Here is a 14,168-nt window from a genome sequence, read left to right on the forward strand (position 1 = left end):
TTCCGCGACCCACCACCTAAGCTCTTGAAAACACATCCGATTCCGCCGCCGAATCGGCGGAATTCCTTGCAACCCGTCCCCATTCGGGTTACACTCTTCGGCTTCTCACTTGCCGCACCGGTTTCGACGCCCGGGCGGCTTCTATCCAAAAGTCAGCACAAGGAGTGTGTAATGCGTCATTACGAAATCGTCTTTATCGTGCATCCCGATCAAAGCGAGCAGGTGCCCGCCATGATCGAGCGTTACAAGAGCACGATCACGTCGCACGGTGGTCAAGTCCACCGCGTCGAAGACTGGGGCCGTCGCCAACTGGCCTACATGATCGAGAAACTCGCGAAGGCTCACTACGTCTGCATGAACATCGAGTGCGACCAGACCACGCTCGACGAGCTGGAACACGCGTTCAAGTTCAACGACGCCGTTCTGCGTCACCTCATCGTCAAGATGAAGAAGGCCGAAACCGGCCCGTCGCCAATGATGAAGGAAGTGCAGCGCGAAGAAGCCAAGAAGTCGGCAGCAGCTCAGCCGACCGAAGCGCAGGCTTAAGACTCGTTATTTAAGCTGCCAGACACGCAGCGTCGCTCCGCTCACGTACACGAAGACATAAACAGGTACATGAACCGGCTGCAACTTACGGCGAGCGTCGTCGAACGCGAACAGGTGCGGTACACACCCGCCGGCGTTCCGATTGCAAGCTGCACGTTGCACCACCGCACGGAAGTCGTCGAGGCGGGCATTGCCCGTCAGGTCGAACTGACCATGCAGGCGGTCGCCGCGGGCGAAGCGAGCGGTAAGCTCGAAAACTGTCAGATGGGCGTCGAAACGCTCTTCACAGGTTTTCTGGCTAAAAAGCACCGTAACGCGCGAACTCTGGTATTTCACATCACAGCATTGCAGGACATTGGAAAGGACTAATCATGCCCCGCCCGACTGGTAAGAAATTCGACAAGCGTCGTCAGCAACAGAACCCGCTCTTCAAGCGCAAGAAGTTCTGCCGTTTCACGGCTGCTGACGTCGAGTACATCGACTACAAAGACATCGAAACGCTGAAGGACTTCATCGGCGAGAACGGCAAGATCACGCCGGCACGTCTCACGGGTACCAAGGCGCATTATCAACGCCAGCTGGACACGGCTATCAAGCGCGCACGTTTCCTCGCGCTGGTGCCGTACACCGACCAGCACAAGGCCTAACCCGACGACGCGATAAGGAGCATCCGAATGCAAATCATTCTTCTGGAAAAAGTCGTCAACCTGGGTAACCTCGGCGACATCGTGAAGGTCAAGGACGGTTACGCACGTAACTTCCTGATCCCGAACAAGAAAGCTCGCCGTGCAACGAAGGACGCGCTGGCTGAATTCGAAGTGCGCCGCGCAGAACTGGAAAAGCACGCCGCTGAAAAGCTGGCAGCCGCTCAGGCTCAAGGCGAAAAGCTGGCAGGCCAGACCGTTCAGGTCAATCAGAAGGCTGGCGTCGACGGCCGTCTGTTCGGCTCGGTGACCAACGCCGACATCGCCGAAGCGCTCGGCAAGCAAGGCTTCGCAGTGGAAAAGGCGCAAGTGCGTCTGCCGGAAGGCCCGCTGAAGATGGTTGGCGAGCACCAGGTTCAGGTTTCGCTGCACACCGACGTTCTCGTCGATGTGACGGTGGCCGTGATCGGCGAGCACGTCTAAGCCGACCGCGTCTAAGCCGACCGCGTCTAAGCCGACCGCGTCTAAGCCGACCGCGTCTAAGCATCAGGCAGGATCAGCCAGCGTATTGCTGGTGAAGAGCAGGGGCCGGGAAACCGGCCCCTGCTTTTTTTGTGCCCGACTATCTCTCGTATATCCCCGTATTTGCGTTTTTTCCGCTCGCAGCCGTCGCCGGATTGCCCGATAATTCCTCCCCATGAACGCACCGTCCAAAGATCCCCAACTCGAGTCGCTGAAAGTCCCGCCGCATTCGATCGAAGCCGAGCAATCGGTGCTGGGCGGCCTGCTGCTCGATAACGCGGCGTGGGACCGCATCGCCGACTTCCTCGCGCAAAGCGACTTCTACCGCTACGACCACCGCATCATCTTCGAGCACATCGGCAAGCTGATTGCGGCCACGCGGCCGGCCGACGTGGTCACCGTCTACGAAGCGCTCGGCACTTCGGGCAAGGCGGAAGATGTCGGCGGCCTCGCTTACCTGAACGCGCTCGCGCAGAACACACCGAGCGCGGCCAACATCCGCCGCTATGCGGAAATCGTGCGCGACCGTGCGGTGCTGCGCCGGCTCGTGTCCGTCGCCGATGAAATCTCCGCCGACGCGTTCAACCCGCAAGGCAAGGAAGTCCGGCAATTGCTGGACGAAGCGGAATCGAAGGTGTTCTCGATCGCCGAAGACGGCGCGCGTGGCACCCAGGGCTTTCTCGAGATCGGGCCGCTGCTGACCCAGGTGGTCGAGCGGATCGACACGCTCTATCACACCGCCAATCCGAGCGACGTGACCGGCACGCCGACCGGCTTCGTCGATCTGGATCGTATGACCTCGGGCATGCACGGCGGCGAGCTGATCATCGTCGCGGGCCGTCCGTCGATGGGTAAGACGGCGTTTTCGATGAACGTCGGCGAATACGTCGCGGTCGAGTACGGACTACCCGTCGCGGTGTTCTCGATGGAAATGCCGGGCACGCAGCTCACGATGCGTATGCTGGGCTCGGTCGGCCGGCTCGACCAGCATCGCATGAGAACCGGGCGCCTGACCGACGAGGATTGGCCGAAGCTCACGCACGCGGTGCAGAAAATGAGCGAGGCGCAGATCTTCATCGACGAAACCGGCGGTCTGAACCCGATGGAACTGCGCTCGCGCGCGCGCCGGCTATCGCGCCAGTGCGGCAAGCTCGGGCTGATCATCATCGACTATCTGCAGCTGATGAGCGGCTCGTCGTCGGGCGAAAACCGCGCGACCGAAATCTCGGAAATCTCGCGTTCGCTGAAGAGCCTCGCGAAGGAGCTCGACGTGCCGGTGATCGCGTTGTCGCAGCTGAACCGCGGCCTCGAGCAGCGGCCCAACAAGCGGCCAATCATGTCGGACCTGCGCGAATCGGGCGCTATCGAACAGGACGCCGACGTGATCCTGTTCATCTATCGCGACGAAGTGTACAACCCGGACAGCCCCGACAAGGGCACCGCGGAGATCATCATCGGCAAGCAGCGGAACGGTCCGATCGGTCCCGTTCGGCTCACTTTCCACGGCCAGTACACGAAGTTCGACAACTTTGCGGGCACGCAGAACTTCTACGGCGGCGAGTGACGCAAAGCGCCGTGGGCTGTTGTAACGGCGCTGTCACGAATGCGGCAATGATGACGGAACGGTACAATATGGCGGTTTTATGTCAGCCATAACGTGACCCATTTCCAGGATCCCAATGTTCGGTCGATTCATGCCCACCGAGGGCAAGTTCTTTGAAATCTTCAATTCGCACGCAACGTGCATCATCTCGGCAAGCCGCGAACTCGAGCTCCTGATCGACAATCTGCAGGACGCCGAAACCCACAAGCAGAACGTACAAAAGGCCGAGAAAGCGGCCGACAAGCTCACGCACGAAGCCATCGACCTGCTGCACAAGACTTTCATCACGCCGCTCGACCGTGACGAGATCCACAAGCTGATCACGACGATGGACGACATCCTCGATCTGATGGAGGACGTCGCCACCGCGATCTCGCTGTACGACGTGCAAGCGGTCACGTCGGAGGCGAGCCAGCTCGCGCATATCTGCACGGCGACCTGCGAGCGCGTGCAGTTCGCGGTCAGCCTGCTGTCGGACATGAAGCAGGCGAGCCAGATCCTGAAGGCCTGCGAGGACATCGACCGGCTTGAATCGGAAGCCGACCGCGTGCTGCGCGCGGCGATGTCGAAGCTGTTCCGCGAGGAAGACGACGTCAAGGTCCTGATCAAGCTGAAGGCGATCTACGAGTTGCTCGAAACGATCACGGACAAGTGTGAGGATGTGGCGAACATCATCGAAGGCATCGTGCTGGAAAACGCATAATGCAATCGATACAACTCGCTATCTGGGTCGTCACCGGCCTGGTTGCCATTGCTTTGGTGTTCGACTTCATGAACGGTTTTCACGACGCGGCGAATTCGATCGCCACGGTCGTGTCGACCGGCGTGCTGAAGCCACAGCAGGCGGTGGCGTTCGCGGCGGCGTTCAACGTCATCGCGTATTTCGTGTTTCACCTGAAGGTGGCCACGACCGTCGGCAAGGGCACGATCGACCCGGACATCGTCGACCACTACGTGATCTTCGGCGCGTTGGTCGGCGCGATCGCGTGGAACGTGATCACCTGGGTCTACGGCATTCCGTCCAGCTCGTCGCACGCGCTGATCGGCGGCCTCGTGGGTGCGGCGCTCGCGAAGTCGGGCTGGGAATCGCTGAACTGGGACGGCCTGATGAAGACCGTCGCGTTCATCTTCATTTCACCGCTGCTCGGCTTCGTGCTCGGCTCGTTTTTCATGCTGCTGGTGTCGTGGCTGTACTTCCGCACGCCGCCTAGCAAGGTCGACGGGCGCTTCAGGCGTCTGCAATTGCTCTCTGCTGGCCTGTACAGCCTGGGTCACGGCGGCAACGACGCGCAGAAAACCATCGGCATCATCTGGATGCTACTGATCGCCACCGGCTTCGCGTCGATGAAGGCGGACGCGCCGCCGCTGTGGGTGATCGGCGGCTGCTATCTGTCGATGGGTCTCGGTACGCTGTTCGGTGGCTGGCGCATCGTGCGCACGATGGGCCAGAAAATCACGAAGTTGAAGCCGGTCGGCGGCTTCTGCGCGGAGGCGGGCGGAGCGATCACGCTCTTTACCGCCTCGGCGCTCGGCATTCCCGTCTCTACTACGCATACGATTACCGGCGCGATCGTCGGAGTCGGCGCGACGCAGAAGCTGAGCGCAGTGCGCTGGGGTGTCGCCGGCAACATCGTCTGGGCCTGGATTCTGACGATCCCGGCTTCCGCGGTGCTGTCAGGCGGGGCCTGGTGGCTGGGTCACCACTTCCTGTAACCACCATGCGATGCAGGCCTGCGCTACCGGGTTCGGCTGAGTTTGGCTGAGTAGAGCACGCGCGGGCTTCGGCTACATGCCGCCCAAGGCATCGCACCGGCGTCCCTACGCAGTTCGACTAAAAAGCGCGTTGCACGACGCGTTCAGATCAGCGGCGCGTTCGCACCATCCATCGGAATGATCGCGCCCGTCACATAGCTCGCGCGGCGGCTCGCGAGGAACAGCGCAACGTCGGCGATTTCCTCCGGCTTTGCATAGCGCCCGAGCGGCATCCGGGCCTGGCCGCGCGCCAGCGCTTCGTCATTGCCGATGCCTTGCTGCGCCGCTTCCAGCCGGACCGCTTCCTCGACGCGCTCGGTCAGCGTCGAGCCCGGATTGATCGCATTGATGCGGATGCCATAGCGCGCGTAGTAGTGCGCGAGGCCGACGGTCGCGAGCATCAGCGCCGCGTTGGCCGCGCCGCCTGCGATATGGATGTCGCTCGCGACCTTGCCGCCCATGCCGATGATGTTGACGATCGTGCCCGGCTCGGCACCGCCGTTGGCTTTCGCGCGCTCGGCCATACGGCGCAGCACTTCCTGCTGCGGATAGATATACGGGAAATACTTCGCTTCCATCGTCGCGCGGAATGCGTCGGCATCGAGCGTCTCGGGGTCGTACCGGCGCGCGGCGCCGGCACTGTTGATCAGTACGTCGATCGGGCCCACGGCGGTGCTGACTTCCTCGACGATATCGGCGGCGCTGTGCGCTTCGTGCAGGTCGGCGCGCGTGCGGTGCACGTGGAATCCTTCCTGTTTCAGCTGTTCGTAGGCGCGCGCAAGGTTGGCGGGGTCGCGCGACACGATCGCCACCCTCGCGCCTTCCTGGGCGAAGGCGCGCGCACAGGCGAAACCGATGCCTTTGCTGCCGCCGGTGATGAGCACCACCTTATTTCTGAGCCCGAGTTCCATGGTCGTTACCCGCCGTCGAAAGAATATCGATGACGATAGCAGATCAGGGCGTCAGAAGTTGCCGTTCGCGAAACGGGCGATCGGGTCGTCGCTGCTTTGCGTGGGTCCGGGCACGCCGTGGGAAGCCGTCGACGCACGCATGAGCTGCATGGATCCACTGCCTTCGGTCTGCTGCATCTGCCGGGCCTGACGTTCCGCGATGGAGGCGGGTGGCGGCGGTTCGAATGCATCGGCGGCGGCGTCGATCGGGTCGGGTGAAGGTTGGGCAAGGGTGCGGGCGGTCGTCGCGGACTGCATCGGTTGAGCGGGCGAACGAGCGCCGCTTTCATTCGTGCTCGCCTGAGCCGCGGGGACCGTCGCTGCCACGGCGCCCGCTGAACGTGCCTGCAGCTGCGCGGCGCCGAGGCCCGGCGGCGGCTCGAATTGATCGGCTTGCACGACGGGCGTGCCGCCGCCTGCACCGGTCGCCGGCGTCGCGCTCGCGACCGGCCGGGCCGTTGCCATCGACGGCGCGCTGGACAGCGCCGTCGGGCCCGCGTAGATCGACGCTGCCGGAGCTGCCACGGTTGTTGCCGTGCCGGTGGCCGCGACCGCAGCGCCTCGCTCGGTTTGCGGCACCGCAGCCTGATAGCTCGGCGTATCGAACGGCGCCGGCGTCGCCGCCGGTCCCGCCATCCGGCGGATGCCGTCGAAGCGCTTCGCCCAGTAGGGATTGGTCAGATAGTCGAGCCGCACGGTGCCGCCCGTCGATGGCGCGTTGACGAAGCGCAGCTTGCCCACGTAGATGCCGACGTGCGAATGCGCGCGCCCCGTCGTGTTGAAAAAGATCAGATCGCCTGGCGCGATTTCGTCCGGTTCGACCGACTCGCCGCGCCCGCTCATCTCGGCCGTCGTGCGTGGCAGGTTCACCGACGCCGCGCGCAGCACGACGTACCGCACAAGACCGCTGCAATCGAAGCCGCTGTCGGGCGTATTCCCGCCCCAACGGTAGGGCACGCCGACGAGACTCATCGCCTGAATGGAGATTTCCTCGCGGCCGATGCTGTGATCGACGAAGTGGGGAAAGCCGGGCGGCGGCGCGCGATAGGCGCCGTTCGCGACGACGCTGCCGCCTGACCCGCGTGACGTCTTCTGCGGCGCGCCGGCACAAGCGGCGAGCAGCAGGACGGGCAGCAGCGATAAGGCGAGTGGGCGCATGAAGACGGCACGGGCGGTAAGCACCCGTTTACTCACTGACGATGTCGGGATGGTAGCCGTCCAACAAGGCTGCGGCAAGAATTGTTGATAAATTACTTGAAGTTTGTGCGCTAAGTGTTGCCCGCGGGGAACGCCGGTGCAATAAAAAAGCCGCGTCCGGAACGAACCGGACGCGGCCTGCGATCAAACGCCGGAAAAAAAACCGGCGAACCTCTAGAGAATCTCCGACGCGTAGTCAGCGAGGCGCGAGCGCTCGCCGCGCGCGAGCGTCACGTGTCCGCTGTGCGCCCAGCCCTTGAAGCGATCGACCACATAGGTCAGGCCCGAACTGCCCTCGGTCAGGTAAGGCGTATCGATCTGCGCGATGTTGCCAAGGCAGATGATCTTCGTGCCCGGACCCGCACGCGTGACGAGCGTCTTCATCTGCTTCGGCGTCAGGTTCTGCGCCTCGTCGATGATCAGATACTTGTCGACGAACGTGCGGCCGCGCATGAAGTTCATGCTCTTGATCTTCAGGCGCGAGCGGATCAGCTCCTGGGTCGCGGCGCGGCCCCATTCGCCGGCGGCGTCGTCGGTTTTCTGCAGGACTTCGAGGTTGTCGTCGAACGCACCCATCCACGGCTGCATCTTTTCCTCTTCGGTGCCCGGCAGAAAGCCGATGTCTTCGCCGACCGGCACCGTCGCGCGCGTCACGATGATCTCGTTGTAGCGCTTGTCGTCGAGCACCTGCGCGAGACCCGCCGCGAGTGCGACCAGCGTCTTGCCGGTGCCGGCCTGGCCGAGCAGCGTGACGAAGTCGATGTCCGGATTCATCAGCAGGTTCAACGCGAAGTTCTGCTCGCGATTGCGCGCCGTGATGCCCCACACGTTGTTCTTGTGGTGGCCATAGTCACGCAGCGTTTGCAGTAGCGCGGTCTTGCCGTTCAGTTCGCGCACCAGCGCATGAAACGCGGGCTCGCCGTTCTGCGGCTCCAGATAAACGAACTCGTTGACCAGCATCGACGCGCACAGCGGACCCGTCACGCGGTAGTACGTGGTGCCGGTTTTCGTGTCCTGCCAGCTTTCCATGCCCTTCGCGTGCCTGGTCCAGAAGTCTTGCGGCAGCGCGCGGATGCCCGTGAACAGCAGGTCGCTGTCCTCGAGCACCTGGTCGTTGAAGTAGTCTTCGGCCGGCAGACCGAGCGCATGCGCCTTGATGCGCATGTTGATGTCTTTCGACACCAGCACGACCTGGCGATCCGCGCGATCGCGCTGCAGCGCGCGCACGACGCCGAGGATCTGGTTGTCGGCCTTGCCCTCGGGCAGACCCTCGACCGGCTCGATCGCGGTCAGCCGGGTCTGGAAGTACAGCCGCCCGGACGCCTCGCGGCTGCCCAGACGCGCGAGCGAAATGCCGTCGGCCATGTCGCCCGCGTTCGCGACGAGCGCGTCGAGCGTGCGGCTCACCTGACGCGCGTTACGCGCGACTTCCGACATTCCCTTCTTGTGGTCGTCGAGCTCTTCCAACGTCATCATCGGCAGATAGACGTCGTGCTCCTCGAAGCGGAACAGGCAGCTCGGATCGTGCATCAGCACGTTGGTGTCGAGCACGAAAAGCTTCTGCGCCTCGGCGGGCGTGGCGCTCGTGCCGCGTTTCCTGCGCGTGGCGGCAGGGCTCGCTGCGGCGGGCGCGGCGGCTGTTTCGGCCGTGGGCTGCTTCGTGGCGGGCGCGCGTGCGACGACCGGCTGCGCTTCGGCCGCGTCGGCTTCGAGCTGGGGGCGCTCGGACGGAACCGGCTGCAACAGCGCGGCGGTCTGTCTGGTCTTGCGCCCGAGTGCCGGCGCCGGTTGCGCGGCGGGCGGCGACTCGACGGCGGGCACGGGCCACAACGTGGTGGCGGCGTTGGCAGCGTGCGCCATCGGCGTGGCGACATTGGCGCGGCCGTAATCGGCCGACTCTGCGGATTCCCCTTCACGCGCCTGTTTTTTCGCGGTGGAGCGCGCGGGCGTGACGGCTTTGGCCTTGTATTCGTCAGGCGACAAAAGATTGCCGAGCTTGCTGGGGGGAGTAGGCAAAGGCATGGTTTCCCTCGAAATGATCGGGTCACATATCGTGCGCCGCCCGTCGCATTCTGACGATGCCCTCATGGGACATCGAGTTTGCGCGAGGAGGCGCGCATTCGGTCTAGAGATGCCGGTTCGCCTGGTTTTCGATAGGCTCCTTGACGGAAGCGCGTGAACCAATGAACGAACGGTCGCGCGCAATTAAAAAAGCCGCCGCCCCGGCATTCGGGGCAAGCGGCTCGACGATGATGCTCACGTTGCGCCTCACGCTCCGAACGGCACCGGTGGATCCGGTCAGGCGGCCGTCAGGGCTGGCGCAGCGGAGAACAATGTGGGGTGGACAGGCACTCATTGCGGGCCAATATAACGCGCATCAAAGCGCTTGTACAGCCTCCAGAATATCGTCGACGTGGCCCGGCACCTTGACGCCGCGCCACTCCTGGCGCAGCACGCCATCGGCGTCGATGAGGAACGTGGAGCGCTCGATTCCCCGTACCTCTTTGCCATACATTTTCTTCATTTTGATGACGGCGAAGAGGGCGCACAGCGTTTCTTCCGGGTCGGAAATCAGCGGGAAGGGTAGTTCGAGCTTAGCCTTGAAGTTGTCATGCGAACGCAGGCTGTCGCGCGACACGCCGATCACTTCCGCGCCGGCTTTCTTGAACTTCGGATACAGATCGCGGAACTGCAGCCCTTCGGTCGTGCAGCCCGGCGTGTTGTCCTTCGGATAGAAATACAGCACCACCTTCTTGCCCCGCAGTTTTGACAGCGTGATTTCGCCGCCCGTCGCGGCGGCGGTGAAGTCGGGGATGGGTTGGTCGACTGCGATGGACACGAGGTTCTCCGGTTGTTGGGGCCGGCGTCGCTAGGTGCCGCGGCGTCGGCCGGTCTGTCGTCGAGGTTGTTGTTGTTCGGCAATACGGTCGGCGCGCGGTTGTCCGATCGTCAGGCCCGGCAGGAAGCGGGTAACAGGCGGGCAACAGGCAGGCAATTAGCGGCCCGCCTTCTAATGACCCCCGCGTCGCGAGCCTTCAGGGCTGGACGATCAGTTCGCCGGAGCGCCCCGCAATCTCGCCCCACGCGACAGGGTACGATGGCAGCGTGTCGCGGTCTAGCGTGGCGTAGTAATCGCCCATCGTCGCGAACGTGTGGCCCTGGGCGCGCCAGCCTTCGAGCAACTGTTCGAAAACCGGCGCGAGTTTCTGTCCTTCGAGTTCGGCGTGCAGCGTGAACACCTGGTCGTGCGGATTTTTTTCAGTTTGTTTCAGCATCCACGCGGCGACGTTGTGCGTATCGACACCATCGACACCGAGCACTTCGTCGAGCGTCGGGAGCGTGGTCGGTATCTGCACGTGCTTCAGCGTCCTGCCGTCGACCACCGGCAGATATGGCGAGTGTCCGCGGCCGTCGGAAGCGTAGCGCATGCCCCACGCGTCGATCTGCTCGAACGCGTGGCCGTTCATCTGCCAGCCCGCGGCGCCGTGCGTGACGGGCGGCGCGCCGAATATCTCGATGAACCGCGCGTGGCTCCGCTGCATCTGCGCGACGGTCCACGCGCGATCTTTGGCGCGCACGTTGTCCTGCCAGTACACGTGATCCCACGTATGGATGCCGCACTCGAAGCCGGCTTCGTGGATCGCTCGCATCTCGGCCGCGGCCTTCGCGCCGATGTCCGGAGCGGGCAGCAGCACGCCGTACATCAACTGCCTGACGCCGTAATGCTCGACCACCGACGTGCGCGACACCTTCTTCAGAAAGCCCGGCCGCAGCACGCGGCGCATCGCCCAGCCGGTGTGGTCGGGCCCGAGGCTGAACAGGAAGGTGGCGCGCGCCTTGAAGCGGTCGAAGATGCGCGCGAGATTCGGCACGCCTTCGCGGGTGCCGCGCAGCGTGTCGACGTCGATCTTCAGGACGATGCGAGCCAAGGACGCGCCCTTATTGCTGTTCGACGAGCGCGCGGGCTTCCGCGACGTGGCCGCGATACGCTTCGAAAATCTTGCGCAGCGCTTCGTCGAAAGTCGACGTGGGTGCCCAGCCGAGTTCCTGCTTCGTATTGTCGATCTTCGGCACGCGGTTCTGCACGTCCTGATAGCCGTTGCCGTAGTACGCGCCCGACGACGTTTCGACCAGTTGCACTTTCTTGGCCAAGTCCGCGTATTCGGGGAATTCGGCCGCGAGTGCCAGCATCTTGTGCGCGAGCTCACGCACCGAGAAGTTGTTGGTCGGGTTGCCGATGTTGTAGATCTTGCCGGTGGCGACGCCGTTCTTGTTCTCGATGATCTTCATCAGCGCGCTGATGCCGTCGTCGATGTCCGTGAACGCGCGCTTCTGCGCGCCGCCATCGACGAGGCTGATGTTCTCGCCGCGCACGATGTGGCCGAGGAACTGCGTGACCACGCGCGAGCTACCTTCCTTCGGCGTGTAGATCGAGTCGAGGCCCGGGCCGATCCAGTTGAACGGACGGAACAGCGTGAAGTTCAGGCCTTCCATGCCGTAGCCCCAGATCACGCGGTCCATCAGCTGCTTCGAGCACGCGTAGATCCAGCGCGGCTTGTTGATCGGGCCGTACGACAGCTGCGATTCTTCCGGATCGAACTGCTCGTCCGTGCACATGCCGTAGACCTCGGAGGTCGACGGAAACACCAGATGCTTGCCGTACTTGACGGCTGAACGCACGATCGGCAGGTTCGCCTCGAAGTCGAGTTCGAACACGCGCAGCGGCTGCTTCACATACGTTGCGGGCGTGGCGATCGCGACGAGCGGCAGGATCACATCGCACTTCTTGATGTGGTACTCGACCCACTCCTTGTTGATGGTGATGTCGCCTTCGAAGAAATGCATCCGCTCATGATTGACGAGGTCGCCGAGACGTTCGGTCTGCATGTCCATCCCGAACACTTCCCAGTCGGTCGTTTCGAGAATGCGTTTGGACAGGTGATGGCCGATGAAGCCATTGACACCCAGAATCAGGACTTTTTTCATGAATGAGATTGGATGAGCTGGGCGAATTCCGCCGGACTGACGGCAGACTCGCCGCCGTCGTGCTGGTGCCGCAATTCGTGGATGTTGATCGCGCGGCCGTCGCCGCAGATCGCGAAAACGGCATTATCGCTTACGTGCAGGCCCCGGGGCAAATCCGAGCGGAGCGCGCCGGGCGCGGCCAGACGCGCGCGCGCGACGACGAAACGGCGCCCGTTCAGCTCGGTGAAAGCGCCCGGATACGGCGGCGCGACCGCGCGGATCAGGTTGTAGACCTGTTGCGCGGACTGATTCCAGTCGATGCGGCCGTCTTCCGGTTTGCGCCCGCCGTAGTAACTGCCATGCGCGAGATCGTTTGGCAGATGCGGCGCCTCGCCCGCGAGCAGCGCCGGCAGCACGCGCCACAGAGTTTGCTCGGCGGCGACGGTGACCTTGTCGAAGACCTGCGCGGCGGTGTCGTCGGGCAGGATTGGCACCGGGGTTTGCGCAATGATCGCGCCGGCGTCGGGCTTCGCGGCCATTTCGTGCAGCGTTGCGCCGGTTTCGCTTTCGCCGTTGAGCACCGCCCAGTTGGTCGGCACGCGGCCACGATACTTCGGTAACAGCGAGCCGTGCATGTTGTAAGCGCCCCGTGCGGAGATTGCGAGCAGGTCGAGCGGCAACATGTGGCGGTAGTAGAACGAGAAGATGAAGTCCGGCCGCGCGGCGCTTACCGCGGCGCGCAGTTCGGGGCTCTTCGGATCGGCCGGCGTGACGACGGCAATGCCGTGCTCGGCTGCCACCGAAGCGACGCTGCCGAACCAGATGTTCTCGCTCGGGTTGTCTTCGTGGGTCACGACGAGCGCGACCTCGACGCCGCGCGCGAGCAGCACCTGCAGGCAGCGCACGCCGACGTTGTGATACGCGAATACGACGGCGCGTGGCTTCATGGATGGTGTCCCTGGTCGGCGACCGGCACCGGCTGCACGCCTTGCACGACGCTCTGACGCGGCGCTTCGGCGACGGCCCCGCCGTCGCGTTCCTCGAGAATGGTCTGCACCAGATAACGCGGCCGCGCACGCACCTGCTGATAGATCCGGCCGATGTATTCACCGAGCAGGCCGAGCGCGAAGATGATCACGCCGAGCAGGAAGAAGGTGATGGCGAACAGCGTGAACACACCTTGCACTTCCGCGCCGATGATGAAACGGCGAATCAGCAGCAGGACGAACAGCGCCGCGGATCCTAGCGACAGGATCACGCCGATGAACGACAGCCATTGCAGCGGCACCACCGAGAAGCCGGTGACGAGGTCGAAATTCAGACGGATCAGCGAGTACAGCGAGTACTTCGACTCACCGGCGAAGCGTTCCTCGTGCGCGACCTCGATTTCCACCGGATTCTGCGCGAACGTGTACGCGAGTGCCGGAATGAACGTGTTGATTTCGCCGCAGCGGTTGATCGTATCGACGATATGGCGGCTGTAGGCGCGCAGCATGCAGCCCTGGTCGGTCATCTTGATGCGCGTGATGCGCTCGCGCAGATGATTCATCGCGCGCGACGCCTTGCGGCGCCACAGGCTGTCCTGGCGCTGCCGACGGATCGTGCCGACGTAGTCGAAACCTTCGCGCATCTTCGCGACGAGCTTGCCGATTTCCTCGGGCGGATTCTGCAGGTCGGCGTCGAGGGTGATCACGATGTCGCCGCGTGACTGCTCGAAGCCCGCGAGAATCGCCATGTGCTGGCCGTAGTTGCCGTTCAGCAGGATCACGCGCGTAGTGTCGGGGCGCGCGCGGAACTGCCCGGCGAGCAGCGCCGCGGATTTGTCGCGGCTGCCGTCGTTGATGAAGATCACTTCATAACCGGTGCCGAGCGCGTCGAGCGCCGGATAGAGGCGCGCGAACAGCGCGGCCAGTCCGGCTTCCTCGTTGTACACCGGAATGATGATCGACACTTCCGGTGCGACGGCGCGATGTTCCGAATAAGTCATGT

The 14,168-nt window shown here is 63.5% G+C and carries 16 protein-coding genes; 7 read left to right on the forward strand and 9 right to left on the reverse strand.

Annotated elements, in window-relative coordinates; translation table 11 throughout:
• Positions 1 to 171: 171 nt before the first annotated feature.
• From rpsF to HDG39_RS03765, 7 genes are all read left to right on the forward strand, one after another.
• Entirely contained in the window at positions 172 to 546 is a 375-nt protein-coding gene (gene rpsF, locus HDG39_RS03735; RefSeq protein WP_018418174.1) for a 30S ribosomal protein S6, read from the forward strand.
• Between the two features lie 69 nt (positions 547 to 615).
• The gene (priB, locus tag HDG39_RS03740; protein WP_184003372.1) at positions 616 to 915 is read left to right on the forward strand and encodes a primosomal replication protein N; all 300 of its coding nucleotides are present in this window, start codon (positions 616 to 618) and stop codon (positions 913 to 915) included.
• Between the two features lie 2 nt (positions 916 to 917).
• Positions 918 to 1,193: a 30S ribosomal protein S18 gene (gene rpsR / locus HDG39_RS03745; RefSeq protein WP_184003374.1), complete on the forward strand. Its 276-nt coding sequence runs from the start codon at positions 918 to 920 to the stop codon at positions 1,191 to 1,193.
• 27 nt (positions 1,194 to 1,220) lie between these two features.
• Entirely contained in the window at positions 1,221 to 1,673 is a 453-nt protein-coding gene (gene rplI, locus HDG39_RS03750) for a 50S ribosomal protein L9 (RefSeq protein WP_018418173.1), read from the forward strand.
• Positions 1,674 to 1,887: 214 nt separating this feature from the next.
• On the forward strand, positions 1,888 to 3,276 hold the full coding sequence (locus HDG39_RS03755) for a replicative DNA helicase (protein ID WP_184003376.1): 1,389 nt from the start codon (positions 1,888 to 1,890) through the stop codon (positions 3,274 to 3,276).
• A gap of 115 nt (positions 3,277 to 3,391) precedes the next feature.
• Positions 3,392 to 4,018: a DUF47 domain-containing protein gene (locus HDG39_RS03760; protein ID WP_018418171.1), complete on the forward strand. Its 627-nt coding sequence runs from the start codon at positions 3,392 to 3,394 to the stop codon at positions 4,016 to 4,018.
• Complete coding sequence (locus HDG39_RS03765) at positions 4,018 to 5,028, forward strand: inorganic phosphate transporter (RefSeq protein WP_184003378.1); 1,011 nt, start codon at positions 4,018 to 4,020, stop codon at positions 5,026 to 5,028. The genes HDG39_RS03760 and HDG39_RS03765 overlap by 1 nt, the downstream gene beginning before the upstream one ends.
• Positions 5,029 to 5,171: 143 nt before the next feature.
• Here the strand turns inward: HDG39_RS03765 and HDG39_RS03770 are convergent, their stop codons facing one another.
• The 9 genes from HDG39_RS03770 to HDG39_RS03805 all read right to left on the reverse strand — a co-directional run bounded on the left by HDG39_RS03770 (position 5,172) and on the right by HDG39_RS03805 (position 14,166).
• Positions 5,172 to 5,978, reverse strand: coding sequence for an SDR family oxidoreductase (locus tag HDG39_RS03770; protein ID WP_184003379.1), 807 nt, complete (start codon positions 5,976 to 5,978; stop codon positions 5,172 to 5,174).
• Between the two features lie 51 nt (positions 5,979 to 6,029).
• A complete protein-coding gene (locus tag HDG39_RS03775) occupies positions 6,030 to 7,175 on the reverse strand; it encodes a C40 family peptidase (RefSeq protein WP_184003381.1) in 1,146 nt (381 codons plus the stop codon).
• 213 nt (positions 7,176 to 7,388) lie between these two features.
• Positions 7,389 to 9,236, reverse strand: coding sequence for a PhoH family protein (locus HDG39_RS03780; RefSeq protein WP_184003383.1), 1,848 nt, complete (start codon positions 9,234 to 9,236; stop codon positions 7,389 to 7,391).
• Positions 9,237 to 9,339: 103 nt separating this feature from the next.
• A complete protein-coding gene (locus HDG39_RS34875) occupies positions 9,340 to 9,474 on the reverse strand; it encodes a hypothetical protein (RefSeq protein ID WP_260321379.1) in 135 nt (44 codons plus the stop codon).
• Between the two features lie 117 nt (positions 9,475 to 9,591).
• Positions 9,592 to 10,053: a peroxiredoxin gene (locus tag HDG39_RS03785; protein WP_018418166.1), complete on the reverse strand. Its 462-nt coding sequence runs from the start codon at positions 10,051 to 10,053 to the stop codon at positions 9,592 to 9,594.
• 196 nt (positions 10,054 to 10,249) lie between these two features.
• Positions 10,250 to 11,143, reverse strand: coding sequence for a polysaccharide deacetylase family protein (locus HDG39_RS03790; protein ID WP_184003385.1), 894 nt, complete (start codon positions 11,141 to 11,143; stop codon positions 10,250 to 10,252).
• 10 nt (positions 11,144 to 11,153) lie between these two features.
• Positions 11,154 to 12,200, reverse strand: a complete 1,047-nt coding sequence (locus HDG39_RS03795) for a bifunctional UDP-4-keto-pentose/UDP-xylose synthase (protein WP_184003387.1) — start codon at positions 12,198 to 12,200, stop codon at positions 11,154 to 11,156.
• Positions 12,197 to 13,126, reverse strand: a complete 930-nt coding sequence (locus tag HDG39_RS03800) for a formyltransferase (RefSeq protein ID WP_184003389.1) — start codon at positions 13,124 to 13,126, stop codon at positions 12,197 to 12,199. The genes HDG39_RS03795 and HDG39_RS03800 overlap by 4 nt, the downstream gene beginning before the upstream one ends.
• Positions 13,123 to 14,166, reverse strand: a complete 1,044-nt coding sequence (locus HDG39_RS03805) for a glycosyltransferase (protein ID WP_184003390.1) — start codon at positions 14,164 to 14,166, stop codon at positions 13,123 to 13,125. Before HDG39_RS03805 ends, HDG39_RS03800 begins: the two co-directional genes overlap by 4 nt.
• Positions 14,167 to 14,168 lie beyond the last annotated feature (2 nt).

It is taken from the genome of Paraburkholderia lebeckiae (genome assembly GCF_014201005.1).
Lineage (GTDB): Bacteria > Pseudomonadota > Gammaproteobacteria > Burkholderiales > Burkholderiaceae > Paraburkholderia > Paraburkholderia tuberum.